Source organism: Boseongicola sp., from assembly GCF_057460485.1.
Genome location: NZ_JBVCWP010000017.1, coordinates 15,710 through 34,955, shown reverse-complemented (window position 1 = coordinate 34,955; position 19,246 = coordinate 15,710). Strand labels below are relative to the sequence as shown.

Below are 19,246 nucleotides of genomic sequence, written 5' to 3'. Positions count from 1 at the left end.
GCAGGGTTCGCAACTTCCATTATGGACAGTTCCTCGGAGTTCAGTTCGCAGGAGCAAGCAGCGTGGTTGGAAGACCAACAGGAATTAGCAAGAACGGGTGGATTCTTCTTCTCGCTTAATCGCTACCTGATTTCGGCACACAGGTGAGGCGTTTGAATGCCCGCTCTGTCCGGAGACTGTGTGAAAACTCGATCAGTCGGGAAAACCTGAGAATACAGGTTCCTGTAACTGTCGCTCCGGAAAATACTTTCCCAAGAAAGCCAATCCCTCAATGCTTTTTGAGAACTCCTTCCTGTGCAAATCCGGAAATGTCGAGTTTTCACACAGCCTCTCCGCGATGCGGCCACTGGCGCGGTCCGCCGCGGAGGGGTGCCGTCTGCCCTTTTGAGTTACTTTCTCCAAGTCAGTTACGTGTCTCAAAGCGACTCAAGGCATCTTCGTTGCCATCATTGAAAAAACTTCCATGAACTCTCAAAAATCCGAAAAAATTGCCACAACTCGATAGGTGCCACGGCAATTGGAACGGTAAACGTCAAGAAGCGCAAACTCATTGTGCAAAAAAATACGACTACTCGGCCGCCATCGCAGCCTGAGCGCAAAAACAACTTGCCGCGATGCGTCCGTCGGCGCGGGAGAGTGCGAAATCAAGGCGTTGCTGCAGTAACAAGGTCTCTTCAGTCTTAGCAGCGCCGCGCTTTTTCAAGCAGTCGACTAGCCCTTTCATGCTCCAGACATTATCGGGATGAATCGTCGCCCGGGATAGAGTACCACCCATACCCAAGTCTTCGCGATAGACTTGCTCGGCTTCATTGAAGCGACCTTGTTCAAATAAAAGCGCACCAAGCGCATGGCGTGTCGGCTGTATCCAGCCCCAAGGCTCATCATATGGCAGCGCATCGTCAAGCTCTACCGAGCGACGTAGATGCGCAAAGGCCTCCTCGTAGTTTTCCTTGCGATACTCGATTTCGCCATCCAGCATTGCTTCGGCAACGGCCAAAAGATCAATGCACACATTGTTGTGCAAATACCGGCTGTCCGGCACGCGCTTTTGCGCATCCAGAAACTCCAACCGCATCGCTTCCGCCTCTGCGACCTCACCGAGCGCGGCATGTGCCACCCCCTTGGCGTATAGCCGCATGGCATGGCTGACGCAGAACAATTCTGGCTCTTTAACCGGAGGGAGCGCGACAATCTCCCGCCATTTCCCGAAGCGGATCATAACGTGCTCTTTCATCGATAAATAGCTTTCGATGAAATCGGCCATGGGCGGCGTTTCAACCCTGAGCAGGTCTTCCGGCGTCGTCTCGATCAGGCCCTCCGCTGCACGCAAAGCGGGTTCATACTGACCTAGGAACATCGCGCCGTAGATAGCAAAATGATAGTTGTGAATACGGTATGCGGTATAAAAATTCATTGCGCCTTCTCGATCAACGAATTTCAAATCTGCCTCAACGGCTTGCTCATTCCAAAACAGAGTGTCGCGATAGTTTCCGCACAATATGTCGATGTGCGTCGGCATATGGATCAGATGTCCGGCGTCGGGAACAAGCGTCCGTAGTACGTCGCCAGTTTTCAACGCACGTTCAGGATGCGGCGACATTTCCATAAGGTGGACATGCAAATGCAAAAGACCGGGATGCTTCCATGCCGGGGCGTTCGCAAAGCACTTGTTTAGCACGTCCTCGGCCTCTGCCGTGCCGGCCCCGTCGGCAATCCGGCCTTTCTTCAGGTCCCACATTTTCCAGGGCGTCACGTTCATGATGGCCTCAACGAAAATGCACGCGACCTCAAGATCGCCCGGGTGCGCCTTGTAGGCCTTGCGCATCGAATTCATGAAATCGACGTTCCAAGGCTCCTGATGTTCAATAGGATCCCGCTGAGGATACCGGTTTGGCAGGGCCTCAATGAGGTCGCGTTCAGGCGGCGTGATGTTATCGACGAGCGCCAGCGCGGCCTGCGTCGCGTCGTATGCGGTGGCGAGCGCTTCGGCCTTTCCAACAGGATCGAAGTGATGCCACTCCATGTTATAGTTTGGACCCGCAGCATAGGCGACGCCCCAATGCGCCATCGCACATTTAGGATCGTGCTCAAGCGCCTTGGAAAAGCACTTCACCGCCTCCTCGTGACAGTACGCGAAGGTCCAGACCAGACCCCGGTCAAACCAGCGTTGTGCTTCTTCGCTCGCAGTCGTTACCTTGCGCGAATAGACATCGATATTGAAGTACGACATTTCAGCCACCCCCCAGACATGAGAAATTAGATGCCTTGAGCGTATCACAAATCCGGTAAGATTTGCATAATATCAGTTGAAACTTAGCTCGATCCAGACTGCATAGCGCAGAGAATGGTTACGAATGGGGCGGGTTCGCGAACTCACTAACTGGAGAAATCGACGCAAAGCGCTGACCTGCACCGCACTTCGATTTGTCTGATCTAGATATTGAATAAGGGGGCGCACGATGCGGATTGCGACTGTCGCAACTGGCGGAATTGGAGGCTTTCTCGCCATCAAGCTTGCAACGACCGGGCATCAGGTGGCGACGATTGCGAGAGGCGCCCATCTCGACTGGATTAATCAGAACGGACTTACGCTTGATGGTCCTTTGGGGCGCGAAACCATCCGCTCTTGGATTGCCACGGATGATCCCTCAAAGGTCGGGAACGTCGATGCAATCATATTCGGCGTTAAGGGAGATGGGTTGGAAGCGGCAGCTGAAGCATGTTTACCTATGCTCGGTTCGGACACCGTTGTCGTGCCGTTCCTCAACGGGGTTGAGGCGGCCGATCGGCTTCTAAAAATACTTCCCGAGCGGAATGTTGCGAACGGAATGGCTCAAGTCTCAACGACAATTGCTGAACCCGGGGTTATCAAAAAAACAGGCGAATTCAACGTATTTACCTTCGCAGAGCGCGGCAGCAGACCCTCAGAACGGATCACGGCACTAAGGGCTGCGATCAATGATGCTGGTTCTACTGCGCCTATTGCTGACGATATCGAGCGCGATGTTTGGCGTAAGTTTGTGCTGTTTTCTGCTGTATCAGGCGTGACCGCAGCAGGGCGATGCACAATGGGAGACATCATGGTGCCGCCCAGTCTGAGCAAGTTGTTTCGTAAAGTATTGGCGGAAACTGCAAGTATCGGCCGCGCAATGGGAGTTTTACCTCCTGACAATATCGAAGACTTGTTGTGGGCAACTGCACTTGAACTCCCTTCTGGATTGAGAGCGTCGACAGCGGTAGATTTAGAGTTTGGGCGGTCACTTGAAATCGAATGGGTGTCGGGTAGCGGCTGTTAGGTTATCGGAAAAAGCTGGTGTGGACGCTCCTATTAACGAAGCTTTGTTTGCGCTTCTGCTCCGGCTTGAAAGTAGGCGCAATAAGGTTCGCTAGTCCTAGCAGCAATAGTTGGTGCTGGCTGCCGAGAGAAGCGTTCTCGACCTCATACCTACCAATTTCCTGACCGGATTTCTGCATTTCTGCATAGTTCACCTAAGCCATCGGCCCCGCCGCTGTGTTTCAGATCAATAATGTCCTGAGTAATGATCCCGACATCATGAAGCTCACTCTGCCTGCATGCGCTCAGTGAACGTATCGTTCTTCTACGATCGAGCTGGGCCACAATCCATCCAGTCAATCGAGCTATGAATTGGTTCCGGTTCGTCGTTGCAAGGGAAAGATCTGTCGCGAGTGACATTTGGTATCTCCTATTTGGTATGCCATTCACTCTGCCAAACAGGGGTGCACTCCGCGTAGTGCTCAAACTAAACCACTGCCGGTATAGTTTCTAAACTGGAGTATTTGATCGCCTATCGCCTAAACTGAGTGCAGGAGGACCAATCAATGGCGCGTAAGGGATACGGCATCTACTGCCCGACGTCTAAGGCTTGCGAAGTATTGGAGCCACGCTGGACCATCCAAATTCTCTGCGAACTTTGGGATGGTAATACGCGCTTCAATGAGATCCGGCGTGCACTTCCGGGTCTGTCCCCGCCTCTACTTTCAAAGCGCCTTAAAGAGCTAGAAGCCGAAGGTATGGTCGAGCGCGTCGAAAATCGTGCGCTTGGCACTATCGATTATTTTAGGACTGAAAAGGCGATTGAGCTTGAGACCGTCTTTGACGAAATGGCGCGTTGGGCGCAACGTCACGTGGACGCCGATATAGCGCTATCTGATCGTGACGCTGGCATGCTCATGTGGAAGCTTCGGCGAAGGGTCGATACGGAGAAAATGCTGGAAGGGAGAAACGTTGTTCGCTTTCATTTCCCTGACTCAAGCGGCAAGCATGACACCTACTGGTTTGTTGCCGAGCGTGGGTCAGACGTCGATTTATGCATTCATGATCCACGACTCGATCCAGATCTTTACGTAGAGTGTGAAGTAGGTGTGCTGACGGGTATCTATATGGGGCGGCGAAGTCTTTCTCGTGACGTCGATGATGGTAAGCTGTTTTTGAGTGGCGACACACGCTTGGTGAAAAACTTCACAAAGTGGCTTCCGCCCAGTGTCTACGCCAATGTCGAGGGTATCGCGGCAGCTAAATCTAATCTCTAGTCCCAAAATCAATCCCATGATGCGGTTTTATTGGCAGCTTTGTCCCGCAACTCGGTCATAGACCCCTCGGACCTCGCTGCGGTCGCGACCACTGTCGGTTTTTCTGGCTGCATTGCAGCGTAACTCTTGGATCGGTTGGAGCTGTCGATTTACTGCACAAGCGAAGGACGCGATTTCAGTCCGGCCGCTCTGGGTTCACAACAGCCATTCGCTGCAAGGCCCGTCGATGACCGCTCTGCGGACAAAGTCATCATTTTCTTGATAGGCACTTTCTGATTCAACCGATTGTGTCCAGGACCTGGCCAAGATGCTTTTTCAATCTCAGATTGATTTTTATCAATGAGCGCCTCGGGAGAAATAGTTAAATAGATTACGCCGCAATTCTGGTCGGGGTGAGAGAGATACGTGTGATCTGTCTGCATGGGATCGGTATTCGGGCTGAAATGACGCAAAGATGAACACGTTTACTAGGAATGGAGGGTAGAAAATGAATGGAGCTAAGAAAGCAAGATGCATTGCTATTCTCGCGTGCTCGTCCATCATGTTGACTGCGTGTGACGGCGGAAGCGGTAGGCCAACTTTTCCCAGTGTAGATCATAAGGTGGAACTGGCTCAGGATACGCTCGATACCTATGGCTTTGACGTTGATGCCAGTGAATTGAGCATTGCGCAGGTTAGCGCTCTCGCCTTCTTGAGTGTTAATACCGACATCGGACCAGTCGGCCGCGCGGAAGCCAAAGCGAGGAATAGCATTCGAGCAATTCTGAATTAATTGTTTGTCTCGTTAACCGGCACCATTTCTATTAGATGGCGTGCGCAATAGAAGTGAAAAGGCCATTGCCGCTTGAGTGGCCTTTATTTCAAAGAAGATATGAGCTGCGCGCAGTTAGTAAATGTTAGCCTTTAGCAGCTAAGCGCGTAGAGAGCCTTTGGAAAATGGCAGTCGATCCTCCTCTAGCGCATGCCAGGAACCGCCACAGTCGTCGTAAACTCCATGTTGCCCCAAGTCTGCTTTGGGCTCTGTGCCGCCATTGCGCACCGGTTCGTCCAACGGCCGCTTAAGATTAACGAAAGTCGCGGTTTTGGCTCATTCAATTGATATGACTACAACATCTTGGGCTATTGAACGGGCGCTTATGGGACGACGCACATGGCTGAGGATGCTGCGTCGCAGCGGTCCGGTTCGGAGCCCGTTGCTCATTGCAGTTAGCGGCCGCTTCGAGCCACCCTTACCAATTCGACGGCTTGCTGCGAACGGCAGCTTTTGGCCTTTCGTTAGGGAAAAAAGCGACTCTGGGGCCACCGACATGCACCTGCCCCCCTCATTCACCGACGCATTCAGAATGGAACTCAGAACCGCAGCTGCTCTAGCATCCTAGCAGGCACGAGCTTAACCAGGACGAGTTACAGGCACTGGCGACCCTCATGCAGGTTTGACCTAGAACAAGGCATCTGTTGGACGTCCGGTTAGGGTGAGCTATGAAATTGCACCTAATCTTTCTGACCCTCGGCGCACTCTTCTTGCTGGGACTGTTCGCGGATCAGTTCGGGCGGCGCACCCGACTGCCCCGGGTCACTCTGCTCTTGCTCTGCGGTATCGCGGTTGGCAGTTCAGGTCTGAACCTGCTGCCACTAGAGGCGAAGTATTGGTACGAGTTCCTGACCATTGCTGCCTTGACTATGGTCGCCTTCCTGCTGGGCAGTTCGCTATCGTTGAAAAACCTGCGCGAGCATGGGGCGACGATCCTGGCGATCTCGCTGTCAGTTGTGATCGTGACGATTGCGGTCCTCGGCGCCGGGCTTTGGGCTATTGGCATCGACTTGGGTCTTGCCCTGCTGCTGGGCGCGATTGCCACGGCGACGGACCCGGCAGCCACGCAGGATGTGATCCATCAAGCCAAAGCCAAGGGAGGATTCCCCGATACCCTGACTGGCATCGTCGCTATCGATGACGCTTGGGGCGTGCTGGCATTTTCGTTGATTCTGATCCTCGTCGGCCTGCTGAACGGTGGAGAGTCGAACGGTGGCCTGCTCGACGCTGCTTGGGAAATCTGTGGTGCGTTGGCTCTGGGGCTGGCTATTGGCTGGCCCGGGGCCTATCTAACCGGGCGTTTGGCAAAGGGAGAGCCGCAACAGACCGAAGCGTTGGGCGTCGTGTTCCTATGTGCCGGTCTGGCACTTTGGCTGGACGTATCGTTTCTAATCGCGGGCATGACCGCTGGGGCAGTGATCGTAAACTTTGCTCGACACCATTCCCGCGCATTTCACGAGATCGAACATTTTCAATGGCCGTTCATGATCCTGTTTTTTATCCTCGCTGGGGCGTCGCTTGATGTCAGCGCGCTGGGCGAGGTCGGACTGATCGGACTGGGCTATGTCGTCCTACGGATCCTCTCGCGGATCATCGGTGGCTGGATCGGAGCGGTTATCGGTGGTGCGCCACGGGAGCAGCGCCCGTGGTTTGGTATTGCCTTGCTACCGCAGGCAGGTGTTGCGTTGGGCATTGCTCTGATTGCTGCTGAGGAATTTCCAGCATACGCCGAAGCCATCTTGACCGTCACCATAGGCGCCACCGTGGTATTTGAGCTGCTCGGCCCTTCCGGTACTTTACTGGCCCTACGAAAGACAGCAGCCGCAAAGTCCGCATAGCTGTCGTTCCGACACGGGATTTAGCTGCGGCGCGCGCGAATGACCGCTTTTTTCGCTGCACTGCAACAAGCGTAGTGTGGTGCGGTCTGTGACGAGGGTGCCGTCACTCCCATCCTACGACAAAAAAAGAAGGCCGGTTTGTCCCGCAACTCGGTCATAGACCCCTCGGACCTCGCTGCGGTCGCGACCAATGTCGGCTTTTCTGGCTGCGTTGCAGCGTAACTCCTGGATCGATTGGGGCTGTCGATTTGTTGCACTCGATGCCGTTCGCTGCAACTAGCACCAAGGTCTGCTATGCGGCACAAAGTGGATATTCGCGAGAACCGAGCCTTCAGTAGTTTCGTTGCTTTACAGACCCTTCAAGCTTTTCCAAGGTCTGTCCTTTTGGTTCAGATGGTAGGGGAAACTCTTATCGAAATATCGACAACTTTCTGAAGCGCATGCTATCGCAATTTCGGCACCTATGTCAGTTCGCTGATCTGGTAGGTCGACCTCGCCAACCATTCCGGGGCAACTTCAACGCCCCAACCTGGGGCGTCGGTGACACGAGCATGCCCGTCTTCGATGCCGTAGGGCGATTCAACAAATAGCCCCTCTTGCCAAGGGTAATAATCGGGACCTTCTATCGAGAATTCCAAGTATTTGCCTGCATTCGGAATGGCGCGCAACAAATGCATTGTGAACAACGTCACAAGCGACAAATTTGCGCAATGAGGGGTAACGGGCAGACCGGAAGCTTGCGCCATTTCAACGACCCTTAGCGTGCGGCAAATGCCACCGAGGTAAAGGATATCGGGCTGAACGATATCCACGGCCCTCATATCGATCATCCGTTTCCAGGTTGAGAGGTCACAATCCTGTTCGCCCCCGGAGACATCGATTTCTAGCGCATCTGTAACCTGTTTTGTCTGCTCCAAATCCCAATAGGGGCAAGGTTCTTCGTAGTGGCAAAAGCCGCGGTCCTGAAGCATATGCCCAACCTCAATTGCCCTTTCTGGCGAATAGCAACTGTTGGCATCTATCAGCAAATCAACGTCATCGCCCAGTTCGCGGCGCATAGTGGAAATGATCTCTTCGGTGCGGCCTGGCCACTCGTCCATGTTTCGTCCAACCTCTGCGCCAGCCCGCACCTTGAAGGCGTCAAAGCCATGGGTGTCGCGTATACGTTTCAGTCGTGCGGCTTCATTCTTCGGGGTGATGTTGCGTTTCATTGAGGATGCATAGGCGCGGACCAATCCCGGCGTGCCGCCCAAAAGTTCAGCCACGGGCATGCCCTGCTGCTTGCCACGCAGGTCCCAGATCGCAGTGTCCAGCCCGGCCATCGCGCGGCGCAGATAGGACCCAGGAAACTTGTGTTCGCGCTCTGTCACAATATCCAGCAGGTCATCCAAGTCCGTAGTGTCTTGGCCAAGGGTCCAAGGGGCGACCTGACGGTGCAGCACCATGCATGTGATGTCGGAGTGATACGTTGACACCTGTCCCCAGCCTTGAGCGCCATCTTCAGATGTGATGCGCACAAATCCAACGGCCTCGGTCGTGAAGGTTTCTATTGATCTCAGCTTCATCTGATATCCTTTCAGCCTTTTTCCGCCCTTTGTACTCACTGCTGCGCTTTTCACTATATCCGCATTTGGGCGACGGGCTCACCCGCTCGACCCGACCTATACCAGCGCAGCAACCGGCCCCTACCTGCCGCTTGCGGGGCTTCTCAAAACTGTGCGCTCGTTTCCTCAAGCCGCCTTCCGATTACTGGCTGCGGCTAAGCAGAATGGTTATCCTAAGGTCAGCTTTTAAGAAACACTTTGAAATTCTGGTATGCAGAAAATATCAGGTTTCCGCGCTCAATGTCGAAATGTGCTAAGTGCAGCATTCGGTAGGTCGGTCTCGAAGTGGCGCATTGTCCCAATGAATACGTCACGAGCACGGAAACTCTGCCTGACGTCAGCGCCTAGGCAAGACGATTGGGATCTCTAGCAGGCATTTCTCTTGGCTGACCAATGTCTTATTTGGGGGGCGATACGGTCGTTGGAGACGGGTTTCGCGCGAGATCGTTCAAAGCAATTGCGGATCAAGTCTGGCCGGCCAAAATGCTTCACAGACTGAACTCAAACTTCTATGGTCGACCTCTTTTTGTAGCTGGAGATTTGAAAATGGCCATGAATGCAATTCAAGCAGGCAAGACAACAGTGGTGACCGGAGGCGCGGCTGGTATAGGGCTCGCTGCGGCGCAACGTTTCGCCCAGAAGGGTATGAACATTGTTCTTGTTGACGTGCGCGCCGAGCTCTTTGAAGCTGCGGAAAACTTACTGAGCGCAAAGGGTGCCCCAAATGTGATGACGCGGCAGGTCGATGTCTCAGATCGGGTGGCGGTCAAGGCACTCGAAGGAGAAATCGCTGATCGTTTCGGCGGAGTGGACGTGTTGATGTGTAATGCTGGAACCCAACCGGGCAGTGATATTTTCGATAGCACCAAGACATGGGATCAAGTGCTGTCGGTCAATCTTGGCGGCGTCATAAACTTTTGCCAAATCTTTGTACCGGCGATGATGTCACGGGGGGATGCCGGCTTGGTCATCAACACGGGTTCCAAACAAGGCATAACGACGCCTCCCGGAGACCCAGCCTACAATGTCTCGAAAGCAGGTGTGAAAGTCTTCACTGAAGCCCTTCAGCATCACTTAAGAGAGAACACATCTAAGGTGACGGCACACCTGCTTGTTCCAGGCTTTGTCTTCACTGATTTGACCCGACACGGGCGAAACGAGAAGCCAGCGGGCGCCTGGACGCCTGAGCAAACCGCTGATTTCATGATCGACAGCTTGGCGCGAAAAGATTTCTATATCATCTGCCCTGACAATGACGTCAGCCGCGCTGTCGACGAAAAGCGCATGGCCTGGGCGATGGGGGACATCATTGAAAACCGCCCGCCGCTCTCTCGTTGGCACAGCGATTGGGCCAGTTCTTTTGACAAGTTCTCCAAAGGAGATTAACTCGCCGCTCCTTCACCTAGCGTGCCGCGCAACTTTTGTTGGGGCACACGAAGATGGGTAGCACGGTTCGTTATTTGGGCGTCGGGTTGGATGACGCTAGGGCGATTGCCGAGACTGTATATATCTAAGTCCTTGGGCCGCTCGAAATAGGCGGTCCAATGCGGACTTAATAGCCGTCGTTGGTATGACGAAGCGCTTGTTTTAGCTTCGGCCAACACCCGGGTGCAGAGCCCAAACAAAGCGATACCGACCACATCAAAGGCCCGGAAGGCGAAAATCGTCAGGCATATCTTCTAGGCGCTGTTGTTGTATGATTGGGTGAAACCTTCCCGTCGGCTCCGTACCGACCCTCCACAAGACCACCTTCCATCTCCCGCGCGTGAATTCCCAAAACGAGCAGCGCTGGCCAAAGTAGGTAGGCTTCGATTTCGATATTTTCCCCAAATGACAAGAGCGTCAGAGTCATCATATCGCGATGGGAGGCCTACGGACTGGTCGCGATTGAAGCATTTAACTCTGACCGAACCTTGATTTGCAGCGAAATCGATGGGCTCCGCGATCATGAACGTGGCGGGGCAATCTATGTTCAGAACTCCACAATTTCTGACTGGAGCGCAGCCATATCTGGCTCAGAGAAGACTTGGAATTCTTCAAGAAAGCTATCGGATTTTCGTACCAGCAGCGTTCGTGAAACGGAATTCTAATCAAACTGACAAACACTGACCAAGGAATTGTGGTCGGGCCGTCCGAGTAGCGAAGCCGTCTGACTTTCAAGGTTTCGAGTGGCTGCCATTGATACAGGTCGCGGCGCATTGCATTCTGGGCTCTTTTAGCGGCCATCGCATCTGGTCCGGCCAAGGTCAGTTTTGTCCTGCGTGCCTTAGGGCTCCACGCAGCCAACGTCTGCTTCGAGGAATCCAGACCTCCTGCGTACAGCGACGGATACTCCCCCCGGCCAGTTTAGCCTGGGGAATAGTGTTTTATATCGTCCCATATCGACCCTCTAATGTTTGAGCTGCCTGCAGCGACGGGCTAACTGTCGCCGGGTTTGAGAGATCTCCCCGACACAAGCCCAGGGCGTGCTCTACAGATTATCTTCAGAACACTTGATTGACCTATGTCAAACGCCGACATCCAGTGCCCAGTTAGTGTTTGTAAGTGCAGGTTGCCGCCGCAACTTCTATCGAAGCTTGCGCAAGCCAATTCAGACGACCCAGATAGGAAACACAAGATGCCCGCATCATCTTCCAGAAAAGCCGAACCAACGAACAACCAGCACGATGTCGGCGACGATATCGCTGCCGAAATCGCCCAGATCAAAAATGACATTGCCAGCCTCGGCAAATCATTGAGTGCATTTGGAAAGGACCGTATCGGATCCCAGTCGACCGCAGAAACCCTTGAAAGTGCCCAGCAGGCCTTGAAAGAGATCCGCGACGAGATGACCTCAATCGAACATGACATCGAGCGCAAGGTCACCGAGCATCCGATGCAATCGCTGCTGATCGCAGCCGGGTTGGGCTTTCTCGCGGCCTACTTGGTCCGGCGCTAAGGGGCCGTTTGGGAGTGGATCGGCTGATATCGGTGATTGCCAGCCTGACTGCGCTGGAACTCAAGGCGACCGCGCGTCAAGCGTCTCGCTCCGCGATTGTTGTGGGGGGGGCAGGACTTCTTTTTTTGACCTGCTGGATTTTATCTGTCGCAGGCATCGTGTTGATACTGGCGCGCGGGATCGGTGTTGTTCCGGCTGTCTTCACCATCGCTTGTTTTCTACTAGTAACGGGTTTGGGCCTGGTGTTGTGGGTGAGATGGCGCGCCAGGAGAGAGCGCAGGGAAAGGCGCGCTCGGCTCGAGACGCAATGCCTTGCCGCCGCCTCCGTGCTGGCCGCCCTGCCCCGCAATGGGGCGAATCATGCGGTGATTGTCATCGCTGGACTAGTGGCCCTGGCGCTTTTGTCGAGCAAACCGCGAAATGATGGGGATGACGGAGCCTAAGGCTGACGGGACCATCCTAACGCGCCCAAAATGGTGGAAGATTGCCCCGCGTGTCTTGGGCGGAGCAACGCTGTCAGCGCTAACTGTCGCTGTGGTGCACTTGGGCGAGATTGAGACCTTTGCGACACTCGCCTTACTGCGTGGACCAACTGGCTGATCGCAGCAGTATTTGCCCAAGTTGCGACTTATGTCGCTGCCGCATCGATTTGTTATGGGATATTGCGCAGCGCAGGAGTACAGGTCGCCCACTTGCTGCACGCGCAGTCGCTTTCTCTGGGCTCTAAGTACGCACTATGCCAACGATATCCTCGGCGGCGCATTTACGTTGGGTTCGTTACCATCACTCTATGTGCGGAGGACATGTGTTCGTCGTTTTTCTACGGGTATTTTCCAGCAAGCCAGCTTGTGACGACCCAATAAATCAGAGATTTTGGCAAGGGCGTGATGCAAGGCTATTTTAGCGATATTTTGCCGTCGATCCAGTCTCTGTGACTTTGGGGCTACTGGGTAATCGGTCTGTTTGCCTTCGGTGAGGCACTGGTTTTGACCAGCGTCTTTGCACCTGGCACCGTTATTGTTGTTCTTGGTGGCGCGCTCGTGGCCCAGGGGCTTTATGATTTTGGTGACATGATATGGTTTGTGGCCATAGGCACAATCCTGGGGGCGGAAGCTAGTTTCAGGATTGGAGCCAAAGGTGCCAGCCTCTTTCAGGAGGGTAGACGGGTATTCTCGTCTGCACATCTTGAACGTGGAAAGCGGTTCTTTGCGAAATACGGCGCACCCAGTATCGTCATGGGCCATTTTTTTGGCCCGCTACGACCAGTTCTTCCTGTTGTCGCCGGCTTAGCGGACTTTTCCCGGCGCCGCTTTTTTCTGTGGAATGTGACCGGAGGCTTTGCTTACGCCGTCATTCTGGTCAGCGTGGGATACTTTTTTGGCACTGCCGCCGATTTGTTCAGCGCCACGATAACCCGCGCCCGGCTATTTGTTCTTGCCGTTTTGCTAACGATCGCGATCTTATGGTTTGCTGCGGTCAAACTGCGCAAAGCACTGCCGTTCTTCATTTCTGTTCTTCGGTCTGTCGGTTGGGGTATCAAGGATAATCCGGATGTATGTGCACTCGTAGCGCGCCACCCCATCCTTTTCAGGTTCCTGTCTGACCGCCTGTCACGGGACGCGTTCACTGGTCTGCCAGCCACTATGTTGGCAGCGTCTTTTGCTTACTTTCTTATGCTCTATGCCAGTTCGACGCTCGATTTTATCACTCAAAGCCAGATCGTTGCGGCAGATGTCCGGGTCGCCAGCCTGCTGTCCGCTTTTCGCGACCCTGCTTTGGTGCATTTTTTCACGGGTGTTACGGCCTTAGGATATTGGAGGGTTATCGCAACCCTCGTGATAGCCGCTTCCGCTCTGATGTCGTTGTATGGACGGCTGCACTATTTGCCGGGACTATGGCTGACCGTGATCGGAACCCAGCTGACGGTCACGCTGCTTAAAAGCGTCTTCGCGCGCCCGAGGCCAGAGATGGCCGTATATGCCGAAACCAGTTTTTCTTTCCCAAGCGGACACAGTGCGGCCAGCGTCGCTTTTTTTGGGTTTCTGACTTACGTTCTTATCCGTGAACGTATTGGTCCGGTCGTCGTTTCGTTTCTCATTGGCGCAACCCTCGTATTTTTGATCGGGCTGAGCCGGATATACCTCGTTGAACACTATCTGAGCGACGTTCTGAACGGGTATCTTGTCGGCGTTCTTTGGGCGTTGCTCGGTATTTGGTTGGCGGAATGGCTGAATACACGGAGAGATTGGAACAGGCAGGTTTCAGTTCTGTCTTGGCAGAAAGTTGCGTCTTTAGGCGTGAGCGTCAGCGCTGTTGTGACCGTTGGGCTGATGGTGAAAGACTATCACCAGACTCGCAACCTGCGGCCTATCCCCGCCATAATAGAGTTGAGCGAGCCACTGGAAACTGCTTTCGCAGTCGGTCAATTATCCACCCATTCCAAAAATATACTGGGCCAGCCGCTGGAGCCGGTCAGTCTCGTAGTGCTAGCTGAAAGCGACGCTGCTTTTTTGGAAGCGTTCAGCAAGGCAGGTTGGCTTGCAGCTGACTCGCCAGGATTGACCAACATGTCACGCGCGGCCTTTGCGGCCTGGTTCAACAGAGGGTATGATACTGCCCCTATCACGCCCGCATTCTGGGACGGTCGGCCGAACGACTTCGATTTTCAAATAGGGACTTTGGAAGAAAGTCTTAGAGTACGCCATCAGGCCCGGTTTTGGCGTACAGGTTTTCGCAGTGAGGATGGCCTGCTGATCTTCGTCGGTACGGCCAGTTTCGATAAAGGGCTTAAATGGGGGTTGACCCATCACATCGATCCCAACATCGATGGTGAGCGGGATTTTCTTGCAACAAGTCTTCGAAATACTGGCCTGATCAGCTTGGAGAAACATCTCCAGCTTGTTGCGCCTGTTCTGGGTCAAAACCTAACAGGTGATCCTTTTTTTACAGATGGAAGAGCTATCGTGCTGCAAACCGAAGCCCAAACGCACACTACCTCAGTAAATCCTGAGCCAGAAATTTAGTCGAGATGACATCTCAACCCACAATTGGACTTGCACTTGGCGGTGGCGCTGCGCGTGGAATTGCTCACATCGTGGTGCTTGAGGCTTTTGATCAGTTAGGCATAAAGCCCGATTTCGTTGCTGGTTGCTCTATCGGAGCATTGCTTGGCGCTGCATATGCCTCCGGCATGAGCGCCGCCGAGATACGTGATCATACATTGTCAGTTCTCGGCACGCCCGCAAAGGCTGCGCGGCAGCTGTTTTGGTCAGGCAGCAATCGCTCCGCATCCAGACCGATCAATCTGTCGTTTTCCCGGCCAATCTCACTCAATGGTCTTGGTATTGTGCAGTTGGTCTCTCCGCCCGGGATGGCCAAGCGCGTTGAAGACACGCTCATTCCGCTCGCAATCAGCACGACGGATTTTTACACCGCAACGGAAGTGACGATCGAAACCGGTGACCTTGAAACAGCGGTCGCCGCATCAATCGCAATTCCGGGTTTGATTTCGGCCCCAAAGCTCAATGGCAAAGTCTTAATCGACGGAGCCTATACCAACCCAGTCCCGATGGATCAGGTGCGCAGAAAAGGGTGTGGTTTGCTGATTGCTGTAGACGTGACCGGGACCCCTCGACCTCAAAGCAGGACTTCCGACCCGGGGCCAACCGAGCTTCTTCTGGGGGCTACTCAAATCCTCCAAAAACAAATCACGAAGCTACAAAGCGAATTTTCCAAACCAGACATCCTAATATCGCCGAATATTGACCATTTCGGTGCGCATGACTTCTTGAAGATCAAGGAAATCCTGAAAGCGGCCGAACCGGAACGCGAACGTCTGAAACGCCGCTTAGAGAGGCTCTTGTCGGGCATGTAGGACGGCGAAATAATCCCATAGGCGGCTGAGAAACAATATTTTTAATAGAAACGCTCGGATGCAAAGAGCGGTGACACTGGTGTCATTCAAATCGAACTGATTGAACATCCCCAATTCACGAATGACCGCACTGCGAAAGCAGAAAGCGTGGCATCGGGATGGTGGGCAGACGGCGTCTCTGGGCCAAAAAAGCAGACCGGACAGACAGTGCCGCCATCGGTTTTTCAATCCGACTTAAACGGGTCGACTTTGTTTAGTTGGTGGTGAAAGTGGCAAGATCTATCTTGTTGAAGGCGTTCGCTTGGGTTGATGGCTTCATTCTGCGGTTTTCATGCCTAAATGCTGCAGTACTCTACGTTCAATAACAACGACTAACTGGTACAGGGCGACGGACAAGAGCACCGAGACGCATGCAACCGTCCAGATCATCCCGAAATCCAGATAGCCGCGCGATTGGTTCAGCAAATTGCCAAGTCCACGTCCGGTGGCCAGCCACTCTGCAATCATGACGCCAAGCAAAGCCCTCGGGACCGTAAGACGCGTGGCGGCAAATAGATAAGGAAGGGATGCTGGGATCGTGACCATCCGCATTTCTTGCCAGGCCGTTGCACCGTAAGCGCGCGGTAGATCATGTGCGCTGCGCGGAACTAGCGCTATTCCTTGAGCCAGGGTGACGAAGGCGGGAAAGAACGTCACCGAGATGGTTACCCAAAGCGTCAGAGAGGTGCCTCGCCCAAAGATGAGCACCAGCAGTGGAGTTAGTGCGACCAGTGGCATCGTTTGCGTAACAAGCGCTACAGGCATGAAGGCACGAATGGCGTTTGGGAACAGCCGCGTTGAGATTGCCAACAGGAAGGCAAAGCCAATGCCAGCGGCCATGCCCACTAATGTGATCGGGAGGGTCTCTGCCAAAGCCTGCAATAGCTTTGCCTGTGCAACGGGAGCCGTCTTTGCCAAAAACAGATAATCGATCACCCCCCACGGTGTTTTCGCGATCATTGCGGGCACGCCTGTCAGTGCGATGAAGACCCACCACAAAAGGAAAGGAAGGGATACAATACCAACCAGCATCGCGATCCGGTGCAGTGGCGACGCAGGAAGCACTGCACCGCCCGGTGCTGCTGTGTTCAGCGTTACAGCGCGGCTTGCTCCCAGCAAGCGCCGTGCAATCAGCGCAAAGATCAGATAGCCCACACCCGCAATTGCGGTTGCGATCAGTCCGATGCCCCAAAGCCTGTCTGGTTCTCCACGACCAAGCGACCCAAGCAGGTAGGTTCCAAGGCCCCAGCGTCCTCCTCCGCCAAATTCGGCCAGAATTGCACCCAATACCGCGTTTGGAGCAGCAATCTGAAAGCCCGTGATAATGGTGGGCAACGCGCCGCGCATTTGGACCAGCCGCAGAATGCGCCAACGACTACCGCCATACGCCCGAACCACATCGCTGACCCGATTGTCTGACTGGCTCAGCCCGATCACGGTCGCTGTCATGGTGACGAAGTAGACGGCCAATGCGGCAAGGACGACGCGAGGTGCCATGCCTGACAGGGTAAGCACGAGGATTGGTGCAATGGCGATGGGCGGTAACGCAAAAATGGCGATGTTCACGCCCCGAAATAAGCGTAACAATGTCGGTGACATCGCGAAAGCCACCCCTGCTATCAGCGCCACCGCATTGCCGATCAGGAACCCCAGTCCAGAGGCATAGAGTGTGGCCCAGATGTGACGCGGATAATCGGCGCGATCTTCCCAAAGGCGGATCAGGATTTCTGAAAACCCCGGCAACGCACCGCTTGCGACCAGCTCAAGGCGGCCTGCTATCTCCCAAATCAGAAGAAGGATTACGATATTACGCAGACCTGTGGGCACCCTAGCCATGCAGCACCGAAGCGATCCGATCTGTCAGCGCATGGAACCTTGGATTTGAGAACAAGTCAGGATGGCGGGGACGCTCAAAAGGGACGTCAACTGTTTCGACAATCCGACCTGGATTTGCGTGCATCACAGCGACACGGTCGGCCAGAAAAATGGCCTCATCTATACCGTGGGTGACAAGCAGGGCCGTCGAGCTTGTCTCCTGCCAGACACGTTGCAGCTCAACGTTCATCTGACGGCGCAAGATTTGATCCAATGCACCGAAGGGTTCGTCCATGAACAAGACGCTGGGCTTTGTGACAAGCGCGCGGGCAATAGCAACGCGCTGGCGCATGCCCCCGGAAAGTTCACCGGGGAGCGAGTTCTCAAACCCCTTCAACCCCACAAGCTCAATCATCGCCTGCACTTGGGCCGCGTGGGCCTTGCGGTTCAGCCCGATGACCTCCAGCGGCATCTCGACATTGCGACGCACGCTGCGCCACGGCAGCAGTGCGGAGTCCTGAAATGCAACGCCAGTCTTACCAGATCTCGCAGCCACCACAGGCGGTTCGCCATTGATCAAAACGTCGCCGGCATCCGCGGTCTCTAGCCCCAAAGCGATGCGCAGAGCTGTCGACTTGCCGCAGCCGGACGGGCCGATCAACGCGGTGAAGGACGCAGGTGGACAGTGCAGCGTCACATCGCGCAACGCCTCAACCGTCCTTCCGCGTCCTTCAAAGATCTTGCCGACCCCGGAAAGGGAAATCCCGTCCGGGGTGGTCATCAGATTTCTTCAAGCAAGGTTGTGTCGAACATGTCGCGCGAACCGACGATGCCAACTTCAGCCAAAGCACCGAGGTTTGCTTCGATGCCTTCTTCGGTCATCGCAAAGACTCCCGCTGGGTTTTCCATCAACGGCTTTTGAGCTCCGTTGAAAAAGACCTCGTTATCGATGGTCCGTCCGGTACCTGCAAAATGTGTATCTGCCCACTTTGGCGGCCAAACGGTTGTGTCAGCGTTGTTTTCAACCCAGCCCTTGCGGCTAGCGCGCAACCAAGCGACCAGCTCCGCGCGTTTGGTGTTCAGAATTTCGTCGGTCACCACGACAGTGTCGTTATAGGTCGTATAGCCAAAGTCATAAAGAAGGAACGACGTGGCCTCGGCCCCTTGCTGGCTGATTGTGTAGGGAACGTTGGTTGTAAAATCGAGGCTCGCATCGATCTCGCCTTTGATCAACGGGGTCGGGTCATAGGCGTAAGGGACGATGTTCACGTCGCTGGGAGCAATGTTGTTCAACTTCAGCATTGCTTCGACAGAAATCACGTTTACCGGAGGCACAGCAAGAGTCTTGCCGACTAGATCGGTGGGTGAATTGATGCCGCTGCCAACCAGCGACACGATTCCGATAGGGTTCTTTTGGTACTGTGCGCCGATGATCTTGAAGGGCGCGCCCTGATCAACAATCGCTTTGATCGTTGTGTCTGGTGTGGTCAGTGCCAGATCGGCGCGACCCGCGATGATGGTGCTTTCAGGGATCACATCAGGGCCGCCAGACAGATAGGTAAGGTCCAGACCCTCGTCGGCATAATACCCTTGGTCCATGGCTAGGAAATAGCCTGCAAATTCGGCGTCATTTATCCACGCGGCCTGCATGGTCATTGGCGTCGCAGCCATGGCTCGCATCGGAAGGGCTGATGCAGCGGCTGCGGCACCAACAGTGCCCAAGAAATGGCGGCGGTTTAGTCTTAATGTCATGTCATTCGTCTCCTGTTGGATGGT

Annotated in this window: 13 protein-coding genes and 2 pseudogenes; 9 read left to right on the top strand and 6 right to left on the bottom strand. The window is 54.3% G+C overall.

The features are described from left to right. Window positions 1-568: 568 nt before the first annotated feature. Window positions 569-2,230, bottom strand: coding sequence for a tetratricopeptide repeat protein (locus AC221Y_RS04390; protein WP_299754995.1), 1,662 nt, complete (start codon window positions 2,228-2,230; stop codon window positions 569-571). A 229-nt stretch (window positions 2,231-2,459) separates the two neighbouring features. Between AC221Y_RS04390 and AC221Y_RS04385 the strand changes: the two genes are divergently transcribed. The 3 genes from AC221Y_RS04385 (at window position 2,460) to AC221Y_RS04375 (ending at window position 7,200) form a co-directional block, all read left to right on the top strand. Then, window positions 2,460-3,296 carry a ketopantoate reductase family protein gene (locus AC221Y_RS04385; protein WP_299754998.1) on the top strand — a complete coding sequence of 279 codons (837 nt, stop codon included), beginning with the start codon at window positions 2,460-2,462 and terminating at the stop codon, window positions 3,294-3,296. A 544-nt stretch (window positions 3,297-3,840) separates the two neighbouring features. Then, complete coding sequence (locus AC221Y_RS04380; protein WP_299755000.1) at window positions 3,841-4,551, top strand: winged helix-turn-helix transcriptional regulator; 711 nt, start codon at window positions 3,841-3,843, stop codon at window positions 4,549-4,551. Window positions 4,552-6,030: 1,479 nt separating this feature from the next. Beyond that, a complete protein-coding gene (locus AC221Y_RS04375) occupies window positions 6,031-7,200 on the top strand; it encodes a cation:proton antiporter (protein ID WP_486706841.1) in 1,170 nt (389 codons plus the stop codon). Window positions 7,201-7,661: 461 nt separating this feature from the next. On the opposite strand, the gene AC221Y_RS04370 is transcribed toward AC221Y_RS04375, so the two are convergent. Then, entirely contained in the window at window positions 7,662-8,765 is a 1,104-nt protein-coding gene (locus tag AC221Y_RS04370) for a mandelate racemase/muconate lactonizing enzyme family protein (RefSeq protein WP_299755005.1), read from the bottom strand. Between the two features lie 585 nt (window positions 8,766-9,350). Between AC221Y_RS04370 and AC221Y_RS04365 the strand changes: the two genes are divergently transcribed. Both AC221Y_RS04365 and AC221Y_RS04360 read left to right on the top strand, forming a co-directional pair. Beyond that, window positions 9,351-10,190 carry an SDR family NAD(P)-dependent oxidoreductase gene (locus AC221Y_RS04365; RefSeq protein WP_299755007.1) on the top strand — a complete coding sequence of 280 codons (840 nt, stop codon included), beginning with the start codon at window positions 9,351-9,353 and terminating at the stop codon, window positions 10,188-10,190. 20 nt (window positions 10,191-10,210) lie between these two features. Then, window positions 10,211-10,318, top strand: a pseudogene (locus tag AC221Y_RS04360) (integrase); the annotation flags it as partial. Window positions 10,319-10,470: 152 nt separating this feature from the next. Here the strand turns inward: AC221Y_RS04360 and AC221Y_RS04355 are convergent. Further along, a pseudogene (locus AC221Y_RS04355) lies at window positions 10,471-10,659 on the bottom strand (hypothetical protein); the annotation flags it as partial. A 762-nt stretch (window positions 10,660-11,421) separates the two neighbouring features. Between AC221Y_RS04355 and AC221Y_RS04350 the strand changes: the two are divergent. From AC221Y_RS04350 to AC221Y_RS04335, 4 genes are all read left to right on the top strand, one after another. Further along, window positions 11,422-11,742 carry an ElaB/YgaM/YqjD family protein gene (locus tag AC221Y_RS04350; protein WP_299755010.1) on the top strand — a complete coding sequence of 107 codons (321 nt, stop codon included), beginning with the start codon at window positions 11,422-11,424 and terminating at the stop codon, window positions 11,740-11,742. A 429-nt stretch (window positions 11,743-12,171) separates the two neighbouring features. Next, on the top strand, window positions 12,172-12,342 hold the full coding sequence (locus AC221Y_RS04345) for a hypothetical protein (RefSeq protein WP_299755013.1): 171 nt from the start codon (window positions 12,172-12,174) through the stop codon (window positions 12,340-12,342). A gap of 386 nt (window positions 12,343-12,728) precedes the next feature. Further along, window positions 12,729-14,765 (top strand): LssY C-terminal domain-containing protein, encoded by a 2,037-nt coding sequence (locus AC221Y_RS04340; protein WP_299755016.1) that lies wholly within the window; start codon window positions 12,729-12,731, stop codon window positions 14,763-14,765. A 5-nt stretch (window positions 14,766-14,770) separates the two neighbouring features. Then, window positions 14,771-15,616, top strand: coding sequence for a patatin-like phospholipase family protein (locus AC221Y_RS04335; RefSeq protein ID WP_486706840.1), 846 nt, complete (start codon window positions 14,771-14,773; stop codon window positions 15,614-15,616). 315 nt (window positions 15,617-15,931) lie between these two features. Here the strand turns inward: AC221Y_RS04335 and AC221Y_RS04330 are convergent, their stop codons facing one another. From AC221Y_RS04330 to AC221Y_RS04320, 3 genes are read right to left on the bottom strand one after another with little or no spacing between them, the layout of a single operon-like run. Then, window positions 15,932-17,482, bottom strand: a complete 1,551-nt coding sequence (locus tag AC221Y_RS04330) for an ABC transporter permease (protein ID WP_486706839.1) — start codon at window positions 17,480-17,482, stop codon at window positions 15,932-15,934. A 1-nt stretch (window position 17,483) separates the two neighbouring features. Beyond that, complete coding sequence (locus AC221Y_RS04325; protein WP_299755024.1) at window positions 17,484-18,251, bottom strand: ABC transporter ATP-binding protein; 768 nt, start codon at window positions 18,249-18,251, stop codon at window positions 17,484-17,486. Continuing rightward, window positions 18,251-19,222, bottom strand: a complete 972-nt coding sequence (locus AC221Y_RS04320) for an ABC transporter substrate-binding protein (protein WP_299755028.1) — start codon at window positions 19,220-19,222, stop codon at window positions 18,251-18,253. Before AC221Y_RS04320 ends, AC221Y_RS04325 begins: the two co-directional genes overlap by 1 nt. Window positions 19,223-19,246: the final 24 nt, after the last annotated feature.

Excerpts from the sequence above, each read along its gene's own strand:
- AC221Y_RS04320 (WP_299755028.1), bottom strand. The coding sequence starts at position 19,222 with ATGACATTAAGACTAAACCGCCGCCATTTCTTGGGCACTGTTGGTGCC.
- AC221Y_RS04380 (WP_299755000.1), top strand. The coding sequence starts at position 3,841 with ATGGCGCGTAAGGGATACGGCATCTACTGCCCGACGTCTAAGGCTTGC.
- AC221Y_RS04385 (WP_299754998.1), top strand. The coding sequence starts at position 2,460 with ATGCGGATTGCGACTGTCGCAACTGGCGGAATTGGAGGCTTTCTCGCC.
- AC221Y_RS04345 (WP_299755013.1), top strand. The coding sequence starts at position 12,172 with ATGACGGAGCCTAAGGCTGACGGGACCATCCTAACGCGCCCAAAATGG.
- AC221Y_RS04350 (WP_299755010.1), top strand. The coding sequence starts at position 11,422 with ATGCCCGCATCATCTTCCAGAAAAGCCGAACCAACGAACAACCAGCAC.
- AC221Y_RS04325 (WP_299755024.1), bottom strand. The coding sequence starts at position 18,251 with ATGACCACCCCGGACGGGATTTCCCTTTCCGGGGTCGGCAAGATCTTT.
- AC221Y_RS04335 (WP_486706840.1), top strand. The coding sequence starts at position 14,771 with ATGACATCTCAACCCACAATTGGACTTGCACTTGGCGGTGGCGCTGCG.
- AC221Y_RS04365 (WP_299755007.1), top strand. The coding sequence starts at position 9,351 with ATGGCCATGAATGCAATTCAAGCAGGCAAGACAACAGTGGTGACCGGA.
- AC221Y_RS04390 (WP_299754995.1), bottom strand. The coding sequence starts at position 2,230 with ATGTCGTACTTCAATATCGATGTCTATTCGCGCAAGGTAACGACTGCG.
- AC221Y_RS04375 (WP_486706841.1), top strand. The coding sequence starts at position 6,031 with ATGAAATTGCACCTAATCTTTCTGACCCTCGGCGCACTCTTCTTGCTG.
- AC221Y_RS04370 (WP_299755005.1), bottom strand. The coding sequence starts at position 8,765 with ATGAAGCTGAGATCAATAGAAACCTTCACGACCGAGGCCGTTGGATTT.